12 protein-coding genes are annotated in these 14,946 nt (G+C 37.1%); 7 read left to right on the top strand and 5 right to left on the bottom strand.

Annotated features, from left to right (window positions below; translation table 11 throughout):
• Positions 1-5: 5 nt before the first annotated feature.
• Positions 6-6,500 carry an RHS repeat-associated core domain-containing protein gene (locus tag HHL20_RS01090; protein ID WP_169229367.1) on the bottom strand — a complete coding sequence of 2,165 codons (6,495 nt, stop codon included), beginning with the start codon at positions 6,498-6,500 and terminating at the stop codon, positions 6-8.
• A 9-nt stretch (positions 6,501-6,509) separates the two neighbouring features.
• Positions 6,510-6,968, bottom strand: a complete 459-nt coding sequence (locus HHL20_RS01085) for a hypothetical protein (protein WP_169229366.1) — start codon at positions 6,966-6,968, stop codon at positions 6,510-6,512.
• Between the two features lie 503 nt (positions 6,969-7,471).
• Between HHL20_RS01085 and HHL20_RS01080 the strand changes: the two genes are divergently transcribed.
• The 5 genes from HHL20_RS01080 (at position 7,472) to HHL20_RS01060 (ending at position 10,321) form a co-directional block, all read left to right on the top strand.
• Positions 7,472-8,203, top strand: a complete 732-nt coding sequence (locus HHL20_RS01080) for a DUF6261 family protein (RefSeq protein ID WP_169229365.1) — start codon at positions 7,472-7,474, stop codon at positions 8,201-8,203.
• A 47-nt stretch (positions 8,204-8,250) separates the two neighbouring features.
• Positions 8,251-8,649 (top strand): putative signal transducing protein, encoded by a 399-nt coding sequence (locus tag HHL20_RS01075; RefSeq protein WP_169229364.1) that lies wholly within the window; start codon positions 8,251-8,253, stop codon positions 8,647-8,649.
• A 320-nt stretch (positions 8,650-8,969) separates the two neighbouring features.
• Positions 8,970-9,158 (top strand): hypothetical protein, encoded by a 189-nt coding sequence (locus tag HHL20_RS01070; RefSeq protein ID WP_169229363.1) that lies wholly within the window; start codon positions 8,970-8,972, stop codon positions 9,156-9,158.
• Between the two features lie 61 nt (positions 9,159-9,219).
• The gene (locus HHL20_RS01065) at positions 9,220-9,825 is read left to right on the top strand and encodes a fumarylacetoacetate hydrolase family protein (RefSeq protein WP_169229362.1); all 606 of its coding nucleotides are present in this window, start codon (positions 9,220-9,222) and stop codon (positions 9,823-9,825) included.
• A gap of 58 nt (positions 9,826-9,883) precedes the next feature.
• The gene (locus HHL20_RS01060) at positions 9,884-10,321 is read left to right on the top strand and encodes a universal stress protein (RefSeq protein ID WP_169229361.1); all 438 of its coding nucleotides are present in this window, start codon (positions 9,884-9,886) and stop codon (positions 10,319-10,321) included.
• Between the two features lie 78 nt (positions 10,322-10,399).
• Here the strand turns inward: HHL20_RS01060 and HHL20_RS01055 are convergent, their stop codons facing one another.
• Positions 10,400-10,633, bottom strand: a complete 234-nt coding sequence (locus tag HHL20_RS01055) for a DUF6341 family protein (RefSeq protein ID WP_169229360.1) — start codon at positions 10,631-10,633, stop codon at positions 10,400-10,402.
• A gap of 42 nt (positions 10,634-10,675) precedes the next feature.
• Between HHL20_RS01055 and HHL20_RS01050 the strand changes: the two genes are divergently transcribed.
• Together HHL20_RS01050 and HHL20_RS01045 are read left to right on the top strand one after the other, a co-directional pair.
• On the top strand, positions 10,676-11,581 hold the full coding sequence (locus HHL20_RS01050) for a DUF6427 family protein (RefSeq protein ID WP_169229359.1): 906 nt from the start codon (positions 10,676-10,678) through the stop codon (positions 11,579-11,581).
• A 6-nt stretch (positions 11,582-11,587) separates the two neighbouring features.
• Entirely contained in the window at positions 11,588-12,172 is a 585-nt protein-coding gene (locus HHL20_RS01045) for a DUF3109 family protein (RefSeq protein WP_169229358.1), read from the top strand.
• 425 nt (positions 12,173-12,597) lie between these two features.
• Here the strand turns inward: HHL20_RS01045 and HHL20_RS01040 are convergent, their stop codons facing one another.
• On the bottom strand, positions 12,598-13,281 hold the full coding sequence (locus HHL20_RS01040) for a hypothetical protein (protein ID WP_169229357.1): 684 nt from the start codon (positions 13,279-13,281) through the stop codon (positions 12,598-12,600).
• Between the two features lie 111 nt (positions 13,282-13,392).
• On the bottom strand, positions 13,393-14,727 hold the full coding sequence (locus tag HHL20_RS01035) for a trigger factor (RefSeq protein WP_169229356.1): 1,335 nt from the start codon (positions 14,725-14,727) through the stop codon (positions 13,393-13,395).
• Positions 14,728-14,946 lie beyond the last annotated feature (219 nt).

Here is a 14,946-nt window from a genome sequence, read left to right as displayed (position 1 = left end):
AATATTTATTTTTTGTAGTACATAAATCTTTGAAAAACTGGTAATAATTTATTATAAGTATTATCTACTAAACTTCTCAAATTAATTGGCAGACTATAATACTGAATATTTGTTACCTCTATATAATCAATAAATAATTTTGGATAACTGCTAGTATTTATTAAATTATACTTAGCATACACATGTTCTAATTGACTTATTGCAAAATGTTGGGTTGTATCTAAACTACCAAAAGTTATGTTATATTTGACTCTATCTATCGAAGAATCAATCAATCCTAATTTGTTCCCGTAAGCATGACCTGTTTCATGTACCATTGTAAGAGCAAGAAGTGGCTTATTTTGTGCTGCAATTGGTGAATAAACAATATCAGATTTTCCTGTTAAGAAATCTTTAGGAGTAGTATAACCATATTGCTGCCCATTACCAGGATTTAGGTATCCTTCCAAATCTCCGTTTCCAATACGATCTTCTCCTACTCCATAAAACGCTTTATCATCCAGATTTCCTCTAAAATTATCAGATCTCATAGTATTTATGTTGTTTTGCATACTCTCATTACTTACCGATGGGTCATAGGCAAAATCAGAGCTACTGCCTACACTTTCTCGGGAAAAATATTTCGTCTTATAACTTCCACTTGCAAAATAGTTTATTGTATAACTTACAGCGCCCATTGCCGCTCCAACTAATCCTCCTGTATAAAAACCTTTAGCAAAACTCTTACCACTTACCAAGGCATCTACAGTTCCACCTATTGCACCCTGTACACTTCCCATGACCACGGCACCATTAAATCCCGTAGCGGCAAAGGTAGAAGAAAATCCGCCAGAAATAGCTCCTGTAACGGCCCCTACCAGCAAACTTTTACCAAAGCCTCCCCAAGTCCAGTTATTGGTTATCAAAGATTTTATCGTATAAATTCCGGCAGATATTACCGCGCCTACAATGGCACCATAAATTACAGGAACTACGTACGATAAAAAGAAACCTGCTGCCCATATTTCCCCAGTCGGGTCATTATACATCAAGGGGTTATTCATTACATAACCGTACTTGTTGTAGTTTTGGGTATTGGCAGGATCCTGTATATTTTCGTCTGCATTCAGGAATCTTCTTAGCAGCGGATCATACAGCCTTCCGTTCATGTGGATAAGCTCTACCTCGTGCAGATGCTCGTGGGAAGTATAGCCACGGTCTATCAGCATGGCTTTGTTTGTCAAAAACTCTTCTAATGCCTGACCTTTTAGTATGCCTCCTTCTTTTATTTGCAGATGGGTAAAGATTCCCCATGCATCAAAGTGCCTGCGTTCTTCGGCATTGCCTTCTTCATCGCTTATGGCAAGAATACTTCCCAGGTAATCTTTGTGTAGGAATTTGTAGCCCTTGTCGTCGTTAAAATCTTTAACATAGATAATGCTGCTTTCATACGGCGAGCCGCCGATGTACAGGATATGCTTTTCTTTTCCACTCTTCTGGTCAATAATAATCTCGGCATCGCCACCCTCATTGTAATACTTGGCGTATCTGGCTTCCTGCTCTTTCTCAAAGTTTCCTCCGTAGTACATGATCTGCCTGCTTTCAGACAATCCGTATTCGAAAGCATAGTCGCCACGGGTACCGTCTATTTTTACCGGATCGTTGTTTTCGTTGTAGGTAACTTTCTGAAGCACTCTGCTCTGCCCGTTGAGGTCATAATTCTGTATTCCTTCTGCATTCAGCTTCATTTGCGTAACCCGGTACGGATTTCCGCCAATACTGAACCCTATTTCTCCCAGCTGGTCGTTGTATCTTATTCTTCCTGTCTCATCATATTCGTTAAAAGACAATTGCCCTGTTTTAGGATTTGTCCAGTTAACCAGCCTGTTGTTGTCATCATATTGGAAAACTTCGTCGATGTCGAAATTCTTGTGGTAACGATGGTTCAGCTCATTCTTTATGGCATTAAAGCTATAATCCAGTGTCATCAAATCCGCACCTCCTGAAACATGAGACACCTGGGACAAGAAACCAAAGCTGTCATACTGATTGCTGATCTGGGTATTTCCCAGTGATGCATTCAGCACCTGCCCTTTGGCATTGGTTTCCTGCAATTGGTAAAGGGTTTTTCCGCTGTTGGCATCGGATAGGTTTTCCAGGTCTCCGTTCCAGCTGCTGTAGTTATTCTGTACGGTTACTTGAGTTGTACCACCCTGAGATTGCAGGCCTTGATGAAACTGCGAAACCCTGCCCAGTGCATCATACTGTATATCATCTTTAAAGAATGTTTTCCCCTCAAACTGTTCTGTATGCGCCGTAAGCCTTCCGTCTGTAGCATAAGTAAAGTTCTGCGCAAAATATCTGCCATTGGCTTCGCCATATTTTTTTGCGATCTGCCCGTAAGGATTGTACTCAAATTCATAATTTTTTTGAGTAGAAACACCATCGTTAGAAATTTCTTTTACGTGCACAGGTAATCCGTTGGATGCGTAAGTGTATTCTTTATATCCTTTCGGGCTGATCTCTTTTTTAATGGCTCCGAGGCCCGTATATTCATAGTTGTACAGACCGTTAGCAGGATCATAAAAGCTCATTTTCCTTCCCCAATCATCGTACCCTGTAACTACTGTATTATCACCATATTTTGCTTTTATCTGCTGCCCTGCTGCATTGTAAGAAAATACAATGGTTCCACCTTTGTCTGTAGCGCTTATTACGTTTCCTAAAGCATCGGTTGTTTTGCTGGTGGTTCTGTTATAACCGTTCAGCTCTTTTACAGTTGTGGTATAGCCCGAGATAGTGGTTTGTATCTTTTTACCGTTAAAAGAAGTCGCCGTTACTTTGGCAGGGTACACCGTATCGTCATAAGCAATAGTATTCCATTGAGATGCAGACTGCCCTTCAAAATAGGGTTCGGATTCTTTCAGTTTTCTTCCCAATATATCATATTGTATTTCTGCGGAAATATATTTCCCCTGTACAAATGCTTTAGTGGTTGTTTTATAGTTCTGTCCCAGCGTATTGGTATATACGATCTTCATATCCCCGTCCGGCAAAAACTCTGATACTTTCGTACCTGCATTACCGGAAAGCCTTTCGTAAGTATGGGAAGTTGTACCCCCGAGCGTACTCGTAGAGGAAATTAGCTTACCCCAGTTATCATATGCATTCGTAAGCATATTCCCAAAAGGATCTTTCTGGGTAAGGGTCTGCCCCCAATTGTTGTACGTAAACGATGTTTCCAGCCCCAGATTATCCGTTTTTTTGTTAACAAAACGCCCTTTGTCTTCGTACTGCGATTTTTCAGTAATGCTTTGGCCATCTACAGAATTGGTGCTTATTTTCTGAGTGATGTTTCCAAAACCGTCATATGAATAGGTGTCTAAGGTATAGCCTGTATTATTCTTATTCCATTTCTTAACTGTTTTCAGCAGATTATTATCATAGGTGTACTCTTCTTTGACAGATTGAGTGTCTCCGTACGCTGTAACCTGCTCTGTTTTGGAGAGCGGCCGCCCGGTAAAATAATTGCTTCCAACTCCTGCCAGATTATGGAGATATTCATAAGTCGTCGTATTGATGGCATACCCGTTGTTGATATTGGATACTGTTTGTGACGGAAGATAATAACTGCCATAAGAAATAGTGCTTACTGCAAGAGTATTGGTTATAAAATCTTTTGTCTTTGTGATTGTAGGAACAATAGCCGTTACAACTTTTGGCTTATCAGTATCCGGAACTGTAGTTACCAACTGCCCGTTTAAAAGCTTATCCGTTTGATAAATTGTTCCTTTATAAGAGAGAAGCTGAGTGTTATTTTCTGAAATATCTGCCGGGAATATTTTGCTTTCATCATTGGTTCTTATCGACCATTCTTTTACGGGAACGCTTTCATTTTGTGGATCTGTTTCTACACCAGACCATATTTTGGTATTCTCAAAACCATCTGCATACCATGAAGAGCGTGCCGACCGGTTAAACCCTAACATTCCTCTTCCCTGCAAATGCCCGGTCATACCCCTGTATCGGAAATCCTGTTTTCTGCCCGTCTGCTGTAACTGAACTACAGCATAAGACTGGTCAGCCCGCTGCATAGAAAAGAAAGGATAGTATTCTTTCTTTTCCTTTTTATAATAATTAGAATTTGTATCCGGATTTAGCTCTGCATAAGTAACAGAAGTAGTAAGCCCAGCTTGAGAAATCGATTTTATGCGGGCCAATTCTGCGATGGGAGTAGGTGCTTTGATTTTAAGCAAAACATCTTTTCTAAACAGGAAAACATTGTAATAATTATTATTTGATCTTATTGTATTGGTAATAGGCTGATATATGGAGAGGTCATCATAAGGCTGAATTAAGGTGTAAGTTCCCGTCGAAGGAAAAGAATAGATGTTTTCAAAATCGAAATTAATGCTGCCATCTGCCATATTGGTGCCATTAGAAGTAATTGAATTGACGGTAACACCAATTGACCTGTAACTGCTTCCTGATGAATTTGAATACGAATACACCTGTACTATATCTGATTTTCCATCAGAATTAAGGTCTGATATCGAATAAAATGTTTTACTGAATTGTAACCAGTATCCGTTATTTGTAGTGGAAACATTTTTATATACTAAGAAATCATTTCTTCGGAAGCTGTTATATCCTGTTCCCGTTCCTATGTAAAATCTCCAGTCATCTTTTCCCGTTTTTCCTTCAGTAAGGGGTAGTGTAAAATCCAGTTTTGAATCACCATTAAAATCACCAAAAAGTACCGGAAAGCCCGTTCCTTTGGTTTCAGCTAAATTGCCTGTGAATTTTATTCTTTTAAGGTATTCGGTAGCCGATATTTTTGCAAATTCAAATACTGTATAAGAAGTATTTGAAATATTAATTATATCAACTTTTCCATCACCGTCTGCATCCAAATATTTCTGATCGGTATATTGACTGTCGTTAATTCCTGAATCAAGAGTATAGGAATACAATGGATTGTTAGCATTTTTCAAATCAACTATAAAATTTCCCACTAATTGGGTATATTGTTGAAATCCGTAACATGGCCCTCCGTCATCTATTCCTACTCCAATTACAGGTGTTGTGCCATTGCAAGGCATCTCAACCCATTCCCCTACCCTTTTATTAATCGTTACAAATACATCCGAAATACCATCTCCATTAATATCCCCTTCGTTGAATGAAGCCATTTGTATACTGCAACTGTTATTACCCTGATTTATACAGCTAGAATCAGCATATACCAGTTTTTCAAATACTTTGACAAAATTATTTGCTCTGAAAATATACCCTACAACTTTCCCGGATTCATATTGAACAATTCCGTTTCCATTGTAGATTTGTCCTTCTTCATCAAGCATTGTGGTTACTACTTTTGCCTCCGTGTTAAAAACCTTATTGGTAGAAACCTCAGTATAATTATCGTTAAATGCACCTAGTTTTACCGTACCATTAGACATTATGAAATCTATGTATGAATCTCCGTTAAAGTCACCCGTCAGTTTTACGTCTTCTAATGTTGAAGAGCCAAAATTTGCTCCGGCAATACTGGTTCCTGTTCTATCAGGATATGTAAAGGTCACAGGATTTGCAGCTTCATTATTCGCATTATATTCGGTAATCTTATTCAGAAACTGGTAATTGGTACCATTACTTGTATATTCAACCAGATACTTTCTAAATTGTGAGCCGTTCGTATTTACGATAATACCTGATAAAATTTTATCTTGTATAAATCTTAATCCCTGAATATAGGCCTGTTCTTTTAAATTTCTTTCCGTATAAGTAAATTCGACCGAGTTATAGTGCGGTTTATTAAGGAGCTCATTTCCTCCCCAAAAGATAGAGGATATTCTAAGTGTCCCGGGAAAATTAAACCCTCCCGAATGAGCTGTATATTCATAATTGTATGAGATATAATTCCCCTGTGCATCCCTCCATTTTACAATATTGTATTCTGAAGGCGATGTTACTGTAACATTATTTCTGGTACCGGCTTTATAAACTCCGTACCACGCCTGCGAACCATCTTCAAATGTCACTTCAAATTCTGCGGGTCCGGCCAATTGCCCATTAACAGGATATGCTCCTAAAGACTTTATTTTTATATTAGAAAATTTTTCTGTTACATAGGTAGCACCATCTTGTCCGTAAGCAGCAGGGCTATTGGGCGCAAGAATGAGCCTCTGCCCGTTAAAGCTGTAAGAATCCGAATAATCCAGCTGAATTGTTTTAATGTCATCATCCCTTTCAATGCTTTTTCCTGTTCTGGTGATAGAGGTAATGCCTGACACTGTCCATCCATATCCAGCAATACCATTGCTGGAATTACTTAAATACATAAGACTGATATTAGGCGAGACACTTTTCACACCCGGAGGAAGAGTAATAGGAAGCGTATATTGCAGCTGCCCTCCGGCATTTACTTCTATTTTCCCTTGTGTGTCATGGAAACTGTTCTGCCCATATAGATTGTAAAACACTAACAGGACAGTAAGGAATATAATAATTTTTTTCATAATGTGCTTCTAATTTTTTGTTACTGTTCTGGTATAAACACTACCATCCGATAGATAGAATTTGAGATAATACACCCCGTACGGATAACTCTCCATCTGGAAAATACAGGAGGTACCGTGTAAGGTCTTCACATTTACAAAACTCAAAATCTTAAAGCTGTTGTAAGGCAGAAGTTCTATTTTCGTGATATAGTCATTCACCTCCTTATCCCATAATACAGTTAAATCTGTTTTTACAGGGACAGGAGCTGCACGTACACTATTCGCGACTTTTTGAGCAATAGTTTTGATCTGAGATGCCTGCGGTTGTGTTTTAGAAAATAAATCTGAATTAGAATTTTTGCAGCCGTCACATATTCCCCGGAATACCTGGTTGCCTGCTTCATCATATTCAAAAATTACGCTTTGTGCGTACAAGCTGCTTCCAAAGAAAAGGAAGAGTACAGCAGTAGAAATACTTTTTCTCATGTTTGATAATTTGAGTTTAAAATTTATGTTATAAGGACAAATTTTATTCTGAATATTAGCAATATTTGTGTGCGCCAAATTTGCAAATAATTTTTAAAATATGTTGTATCCTTTCGCTATAATTTTTTCACACATTGGTTGATATTTATTATTTTAGCAAAAAAATAGGTGATGAAAATATATTTTGAGTAACAGCAAAAACTTATAGAATAGATAAAATGCTGTTTTTAAGGCTGAATCTCTCAATTAAAAACTGGATACCTCAGCGGGACAGAAAGAACAATTCAACAAATTGTTTCATTTTTCACGCCAACAAAACGGAGCTTTCATCAATTATTCGTTACATGCATTCTGGTAATCTGATGGTTACATTAATGTTACAGTAGATATATTACAACCGGATTGAGTCTCTTGTAAATTTGTCACATGTTTCAAGACAATGCTAACATCAATAAAATATTAAAGAACAATCGATATTTTAAAACAACTATAATTATAAAAACATGGAAAAAGTAAAAAAAATTTATCTCGAAAAACTGAACAACAAAGATTTTTATCAACTAATAGAAAATGTAATTGCTATTTCTGATACCGAACCTCTATTGTCTACAATTTCGGCTGCCCTAAAAGCAGACATACCACAGATGAAGCTCTCATTTAAAAAAGAAAGTCTTACCGAAGAAACACAGCAAGTAGTTGCATTGGACAAAAAACGAGACAGAGCATTTATAAGACTAAGATCATTTTTGGAAAGCGAGACATATAATGATGAAGAACCCTCTAAAGCCAATGCTGCGAATTCATTACTTACCATTATAGAAAATTTTGGAGGAAGCAAAATTCCAAAATTCAACCTTAATGGAGAAACGGCTGTTCTTACTAACCTTATTTCTGCGCTGAATGCAAAAACAAACGAAATTACAATACTTGATTTATCTTCCAAAATTGTATATTTAAAAAATAGCAATGAGAGTTTTCAGGCTTTCTATAAAGATCGTGGTGATGCTGCAAAGGAATTGGCAGATATAAACCCTTTCTACAGACTGCGTAAACCTGTAACAGCGAAATACCGAAGATTTATTTCGGCAATAGAAAATATGCCGGAAATTTTACCATCTTCCTCTCCAGCTATCACAAGTATTATTACGAGATTAAATGTAGAATTGGATAAGTTTGATGCACTAATTTCCAAAGCAAAAAACGATAGTGAAAATCCCGCATCCGGACTCAGTTAATGTTGAAAAAACAATAAAATAAATTCAGTTATCAAGCAGATTTTAAAATGAGCGAACTGGTAAAATTCAAATTCTACGAAACGGCACTTCAGGCCAACAGAGATAAGCAGATCCTGGCGGAAAGCGGTATCAACAGCTTTATTGCGAATGAGCAGCTGATCCAGTCGGACTGGCTTTTGGCGCAGGCTGTGGGCGGCATTCAGCTGCAGGTTTTTGAGGAAGATCTTGAAAAAGCACAGCAGGCTTTGGAAGAGTATAAAGAAAATGAGCAGTTTTCTCTGGAAGTAGAGCATACGATTTCAGATCCTGAATTTGATTTTGTTTGTCCGAAATGCGGCTCCAACCATATTTACCGGGACGACAGCGCGACAAGCTTCTTTGGAATTTCGATTTTAACGAGCCATAAGTTTGTGTGTTATTATTGCGGAAACGAGTTTACGCATTAGCATATCATAGAGAAAATATAATATAGCTTTAATATTTTAACGCAAAGCTGTAAAGGATTTTTGATTTATTGTGGATATTTTTCGTTCGAAAGGGTACTTCCGCAGGCTCAGCATAAACTATAATACCCAGCAAATGAGCAGTGGACTTAGTTGTTACTGAAACAAGATTATATCACAACAAAGAGTTACCATTCCCCTCCTTTGGAGGGGTGGCAAAAATTCTTCGAATTTTTGACGGGGTAGTTGATAAAAGTGAACATGCTGAGTTTGTCTCACAATGAATTTCATGAAGGTTACCGTTCATAACTTCCCCACGGAAATTGAAACATTCACTTCTCCTAGCCCCGATTGCAACGGCATCCTTTTTTGTTTGCGGAGGCTTAGACAGGCTCAGCCTGACAGTTGGGGAACAAAAAAGATACAGTGGAAAGCGGGAAAAAGCTCTTAAAAAAGAAAGGAAGTTGGAAGATGGGAGATGGAAGTTTATCGTTGAAAATAAAATTGATTAAATAATGTGAGATGAAATTGCTTCGTCGCATTAGCTTCTCGCAATGACAAAATAAAAAAGTTATGAAAATAATCTGTATAGGAAGAAATTACAGCGAACACGCAAAGGAACTGGGAAATGAAATCCCGGAAAGACCGGTCATCTTTATGAAACCTGACACGGCAGTTCTGAAAGGAAATGATTTTTACATTCCGGAGTTTTCGGATGATGTTCATTATGAGCTGGAAGTCGTGGTAAAAATTTCAAAAGGGGGAAAATATATCCAGAAAGAGTCGGCCTACAAACATTATGAAGAAATAGGCCTGGGAATAGATTTTACCGCCAGAGACCTCCAGAGCGAACTGAAGTCCAAGGGCTTACCTTGGGAGCTTGCCAAAGGGTTTGACGGCTCTGCAGTGGTAGGAAGTTTCTTTAAGAAGGAAGACTTCAATCTAAGTGCTTTGAATTTTTCATTATTAAAGAACAAAGAAAAGGTTCAGGACGGAAATACGAAAGATATGATGTTCACGATTGATGATATTATTGCGTTCGTTTCTCAGTACTTCACTTTGAGAGTGGGCGACCTTATCTTTACAGGAACTCCGAAGGGTGTAGGAAAGATCGATGAACACGACATTCTTGAAGCGTATCTGGAAGATCAAAAAGTGCTTGACATCCGAATATTGTAAATAAATTAACACCACATTTGCCATATTTTTCTTAACTTTAGTAGACAAAATAAAGGTTATGGTAAATATTGTATTACCCGTAGATTTTGGGGACAAAACAGAGCAGCTTGTAGAAGGCGCCGTGAAATTTGCAAAGCAGATCAACGGCAAAATTTTTCTCATCCACGTAGCACCGTCAGACATTGGTTTTGCGATTGGTGACATGGGATTTCAGTATTTCCCGGAAGTTGAGGAAAATGAGATTAGAGAAGAACTGGTGCAGCTTAATAAAATCCAGCAGCGAATTCTCGCCCATGATGTAGATTGTGAACATATCCTGAAGCAGGGGATCGCCAAAGATATTATCCTTGAACATGCTCAGGATAAAAATGCAGACTTCATCGTCATGGGATCACACGGAAGAAGCGGAATGTACGATGTCTTTGTAGGAAGCTTAACGAAAGGTATCACCAAAGATTCAAAAATCCCTGTATTGGTATTGCCTATTCATGAATAAATCATAAATTTTAATCGTTAGTCATAAAAAAGCCGATCAAACAGAATTTGATCGGCTTTTTACTATATAACCAATTAATTAACCTTCTTTTTTATAGATGTTCGGATCGTAGTAAGGAAACTTACCTTCCGTTGGAGAATAGTAGTCTTTGTCTTTATTGTTACCAAGAGTAGACACCAAAACATAGCACCAGTAGGTAAACAATGCGCAGCAAACAATAAATAAAACCCAGTTTAATACGTTTCCGAATGTGTCAAAAAAACCAAACGACCATTTGAAAACTTTGCTTAAGAATAGAAAGAAAGACGTCATTATTTTCCTTTTTTAAATTAACTTTGTACAAATTTATAAAAAATGTTTAAATTACTTTCAAAAGAAAGCAATATTTTTTCAATCCCGGTTTATATTGGGTTTCTTCTTTTAATTGTAATAACTTTTAATTTCCTGAATTTCAACACCTATGAAGCTATTGTTGCCATAATTACTTTTTTGGGCATTGCCTTGGGATATTTTTGTTTTCACAGCATTGCTCTGAATTATCAGACCCATCTGCCTTTATTTTTATATACATTTTTTATTTTTGGTTTATATCCCGGAAAACTTGACATAGGACTTGCGGTAGCGTTGCTTACGAATTCTTTCCTGCTGTTGCTTCTTACCAGCACCAATGAAGACATCAGAAAGAAGTCTTACGTCCTGGTAGGTTCCATAGTAGCACTGAACTTTATTTTTCTTCCCGCAACCTGGCCCATGGCAGTTTTTGTGATGATTCACGTTATTGCCACTTCGGAAAGAATCGGCCTGAATATCTTCAGGTTTCTGCTGGGAATTATACTGATTGTTCTGAGCTATTTTTCAGTAATGTTTTTCATAGATTACACTTCCTGGAATACAGATTACTTCCCCTTCGGAAAAATGAAGCTGGTAACGGACTATGAAGGGTTGCTGCCATTAATCCCCATTGTACTGATGCTGATTTATGCAGTGTATGATCATTTCAGGAATTACAATAAGAAAAGCCCTGTCAGCAGGTACAAATATACTTTTTTACTGGTGTTCTCCGTTGCCCAGCTGATCACCATTATTCTGTACATGAATAAAGCCTATGAATACCTGTTGCTGCTTGCCTTTCCATCCACCATTATTATCAGCAGGATGCTGAGATTTCTTCCGAAATACTGGATGCAGGAGGTAAGCCTATGGTTAATTATATTCAGTTTAATCGGTTTTAAAGCCGGAACTTATTTTGATTTATTTTAAAAGATTATGATTCAGATTGACGATAAATTGATTTCCGAGGAGATTTTCTCCGAAGAGTTTGTTTGCAACCTTACAAAATGTAAAGGTGCGTGTTGTGTAGAAGGAGATGTAGGAGCTCCGTTAGATAAAGATGAGCTGGAAATTTTAGATAATATCTTTGATAAAATAAAACCTTATCTTACCCCGGAAGGTATAAAAGCTCTTGAAGAGCAGGGAACGTGGACCACAGATCCTATGGATGGCATGTATGTAACTCCAATGGTGGAAGACCGTGAATGTGCTTATGTAACGTTTGATGAAAAAGGCATTACCAAATGTGGTATTGAAAAAGCTTATGAAGATGGTGCTGTAGACTGGCAAAAACCTATTTCCTGCCACTTATACCCGATTCGTATCACGGAATATTCTTCTTTTACGGCCTTAAATTATCATGAATGGAGCGTCTGCAGCGATGCATGTACTTTAGGAAGAGAGCTTCAAGTTCCTGTGTATAAATTCCTGAAAACACCTCTCATCAGAAAATATGGCGAAGATTTTTATGAAGTATTGAGCGGAGCTGCTGAGGAGTGGAAGAAGGAGTATGGCTCGTGATGGAAGTTTAAGAGTGTTAGGGTTTAAGAGTTTTTTAGGTAATTTTTAATTATTTAATCTCAAATAAATAATTAAGCCCATTAAATAAAACTTGATTAACTTAAATTTAATTTGAATGAATATAACCCCCCGTCCGGTACGTTCACCGGACGGGATTTATTTAAAATAAGGATTGAATATTATTTTGCTGTTCCGGTTTTTACTGACACCGTTTCAGTTTTTGATTCTTCTTTTTTGGAATTTCCCAGCCATCTTCCTTTTGTAAGTAGTAATTCCCTATCGACGGAAGACTTATCAAATATGTGGTATTTAACCAAAAAATAATTCGCACGAAAAAGTTAAAGAAATTTTTATTGAATTTTCATTACATATGAATTCAATAAAAAAACCGGGATAGACCCGGTTTAATATGTAAAATAAAAAAATCACTTAAAATCTGCATCCGAAACTCCGGAATTAAGTGTGATTTTTGTAGTCTTAATTACTACTTTCTGTCCGTTGCCTTCTGCTTCAATTTCCTGTGGGAATTTCAAACCTTCCACTGTCATATAGCTTTTCACAACAGCCGTTCCTTCTGCTGCGGAAGACTTGTATAACAAACCTGTAGAAGCATCAAAGTAAAATTTACCTTTTTCTGAAGTTAATACATTATAATCTTTACCATCAATTTTTTCAACAGTAACCGTTGAGAAGGTTGCGGGATCGTAAGCCAATGCATCAATAACTTTGCTTTTCTTTAATTCACTGATTTTATCAGCCGGAATATCCATTTTCTGTCCTCCCTGTTCAAAATATCCTTTTTCACCATCGAAAAACTGAACCATTTTCTGTCCCATTACAGATTGCTCGGACTTGAATTTGTTGCCCATTTTCTTGGTGGTCATCATAATATCCATTCCCTGAACGGTAAGGGTGTTTTCGATAAGTGTTGTTTTGATACCTTCGAGTTTATCTTTTCCTCCTAAAGCTTTCAGGTAATTATCCACAACTTCTTTAGGTGTTAATTTAGATTTTACAGCTTCCGTTTTGGCGGGAGCGGTTGACGTCTGTGCAGCTACCGGGACAGCATAAAGCACGGCGCAAAAAAACGGAATGATGATCTTTTTCATATATAAATTTTAGAATGTAAATATATGAATATTGAATGATAGTTTCTGATGATATTATCATAAAAAAAACCACCAAAATTGGTGGTTTTAACATATTTATAATAAAATAAATTATTTTTTAAGCTCTTCTAAAAACTCATCGTGAGAGATTGCTGTTTCTTTTTTAGTTGCTTTTTCAAGAATGATATCTTTTAGTTTTGTCATAGCAACTTCAGAAGAGATCTGTCTTACCTGTTCCTGATCTTTCAGCATTTCAACAGCATATTTCTGGATTTCTTCGTCTCCTAAGTGGTGGATTCCGTAGATAGCCAACTGGTTTCTTACCAATTGCTCTGCCTGAGCCAAAACATCAGCGTAATCTAACTGGATTTCGTTATCCGTCATTAATTTACCTTCAATGATCTGGTATTTTAACTGGTTTTTCTCAGATTCCAAAATTTGCTTAGCCTGTTCTTCAGACTGGATGTTCTGATTAGAGAAAATTAACCATTTGATAAGGAATTCTTCAGGAAGTTTTACTTCTTCTTTTTCAGAAACCTGCTCCAATACTTTATTTACAAAGTGAACGTCTGCATTTTGCTGGAAGTACTCATCCAACTCAGATTTTACTTTTTCTTTTAATTCTTCTTCAGATTTAATAGTGCCCTCACCATATACTTTGTCGAAAAGCTCCTGGTTAAGTTCAGCAAGATTCAAAGAATAGAAATCTTTTACTTTCACTTCCACTTCATTGTGGTGCAAGTGCTCAACTTCTTCTTTAGAGAATCCTAATTCTTTAGCCAAATCTTCGTTTTCTGCAAGGGTTTCTTTAGAAACTTTTACAGACCCATCCATTTTCAGACCTTTTACCAATTTGAAAGCTTCTTTGTTTTCAGCAGTAATGGTTGCATTTTTAGGATGGTGGTGGTGCTCACCTTCCGCATCTTCTTCCACAACCTGAGAAATTTCTAAAGCGATGTAAGAATCTTTGGTAATTTTATCTTGAGGAACCTGCTCAGCGAAACGCTTCTGCATGTTTTCAATGCTCTTGTTGATTTCTTTTTCAGAAGCTTCCACTTTATAGTGAGGCGCTTCGTACTTAGAAAGGTCTATGGTAAATTCAGGCTCGAAACCTACTTCAAAAGCCACTTCCAACTGATCAGCATTGTAATCGAATTCGTTTACAGGCTGAGGAACAGGCTGACCCACTAATCTTAATTTGTTTTCGTTTACGTAGTTGTTCAAAGCATCAGAAACCTGTTTGTTGATTTCTTCAAATGCAATACCGGCTTCGTATTGTCTTCTAACCATACTTAAAGGCACTTTTCCTTTTCTGAAACCAGGAACTTGCGCATTTTTAGCATAATTAATTAATTGCTTTTCAACTCTTTCTTTATAGTCAGATTTTTCCAATGTCACTGTAAGCAATGCACTTACATCATCATGGTTTTGTGCGGTAACCTTCATTATTGATTAAAATTTTAGGTTGCAAAAATAGGAAAATTTTATGAAAATCACTCATTTAAAATGAACATAAAAGCTAAATAATGTTAAATATAAATTTCTGCCCGCGAGAGCTCGGAAGATGGATGTTCAGTAAACTTTAAAATTTCAGAACAGGTTTAATTTATATTATTGAAATTTATCTTAAATACAGAACCACCGGAAAATTCCGATGGTTCTGAT

This window comes from Chryseobacterium cheonjiense (genome assembly GCF_012927265.1).
Lineage (GTDB): Bacteria > Bacteroidota > Bacteroidia > Flavobacteriales > Weeksellaceae > Chryseobacterium > Chryseobacterium cheonjiense.
Note: the sequence above shows the minus strand (reverse complement) of the source record. Positions and strands in the feature narration are given on the sequence as shown.

What these genes read in the sequence shown, in the direction of transcription:
- HHL20_RS01045 (WP_169229358.1), top strand. Translation starts at nt 11,588, where the DNA reads ATGATTCAGATTGACGATAAATTGATTTCCGAGGAGATTTTCTCCGAA.
- HHL20_RS01085 (WP_169229366.1), bottom strand. Translation starts at nt 6,968, where the DNA reads ATGAGAAAAAGTATTTCTACTGCTGTACTCTTCCTTTTCTTTGGAAGC.
- HHL20_RS01050 (WP_169229359.1), top strand. Translation starts at nt 10,676, where the DNA reads ATGTTTAAATTACTTTCAAAAGAAAGCAATATTTTTTCAATCCCGGTT.
- HHL20_RS01080 (WP_169229365.1), top strand. Translation starts at nt 7,472, where the DNA reads ATGGAAAAAGTAAAAAAAATTTATCTCGAAAAACTGAACAACAAAGAT.
- HHL20_RS01090 (WP_169229367.1), bottom strand. Translation starts at nt 6,500, where the DNA reads ATGAAAAAAATTATTATATTCCTTACTGTCCTGTTAGTGTTTTACAAT.
- HHL20_RS01060 (WP_169229361.1), top strand. Translation starts at nt 9,884, where the DNA reads ATGGTAAATATTGTATTACCCGTAGATTTTGGGGACAAAACAGAGCAG.
- HHL20_RS01065 (WP_169229362.1), top strand. Translation starts at nt 9,220, where the DNA reads ATGAAAATAATCTGTATAGGAAGAAATTACAGCGAACACGCAAAGGAA.
- HHL20_RS01075 (WP_169229364.1), top strand. Translation starts at nt 8,251, where the DNA reads ATGAGCGAACTGGTAAAATTCAAATTCTACGAAACGGCACTTCAGGCC.
- HHL20_RS01055 (WP_169229360.1), bottom strand. Translation starts at nt 10,633, where the DNA reads ATGACGTCTTTCTTTCTATTCTTAAGCAAAGTTTTCAAATGGTCGTTT.
- HHL20_RS01035 (WP_169229356.1), bottom strand. Translation starts at nt 14,727, where the DNA reads ATGAAGGTTACCGCACAAAACCATGATGATGTAAGTGCATTGCTTACA.
- HHL20_RS01040 (WP_169229357.1), bottom strand. Translation starts at nt 13,281, where the DNA reads ATGAAAAAGATCATCATTCCGTTTTTTTGCGCCGTGCTTTATGCTGTC.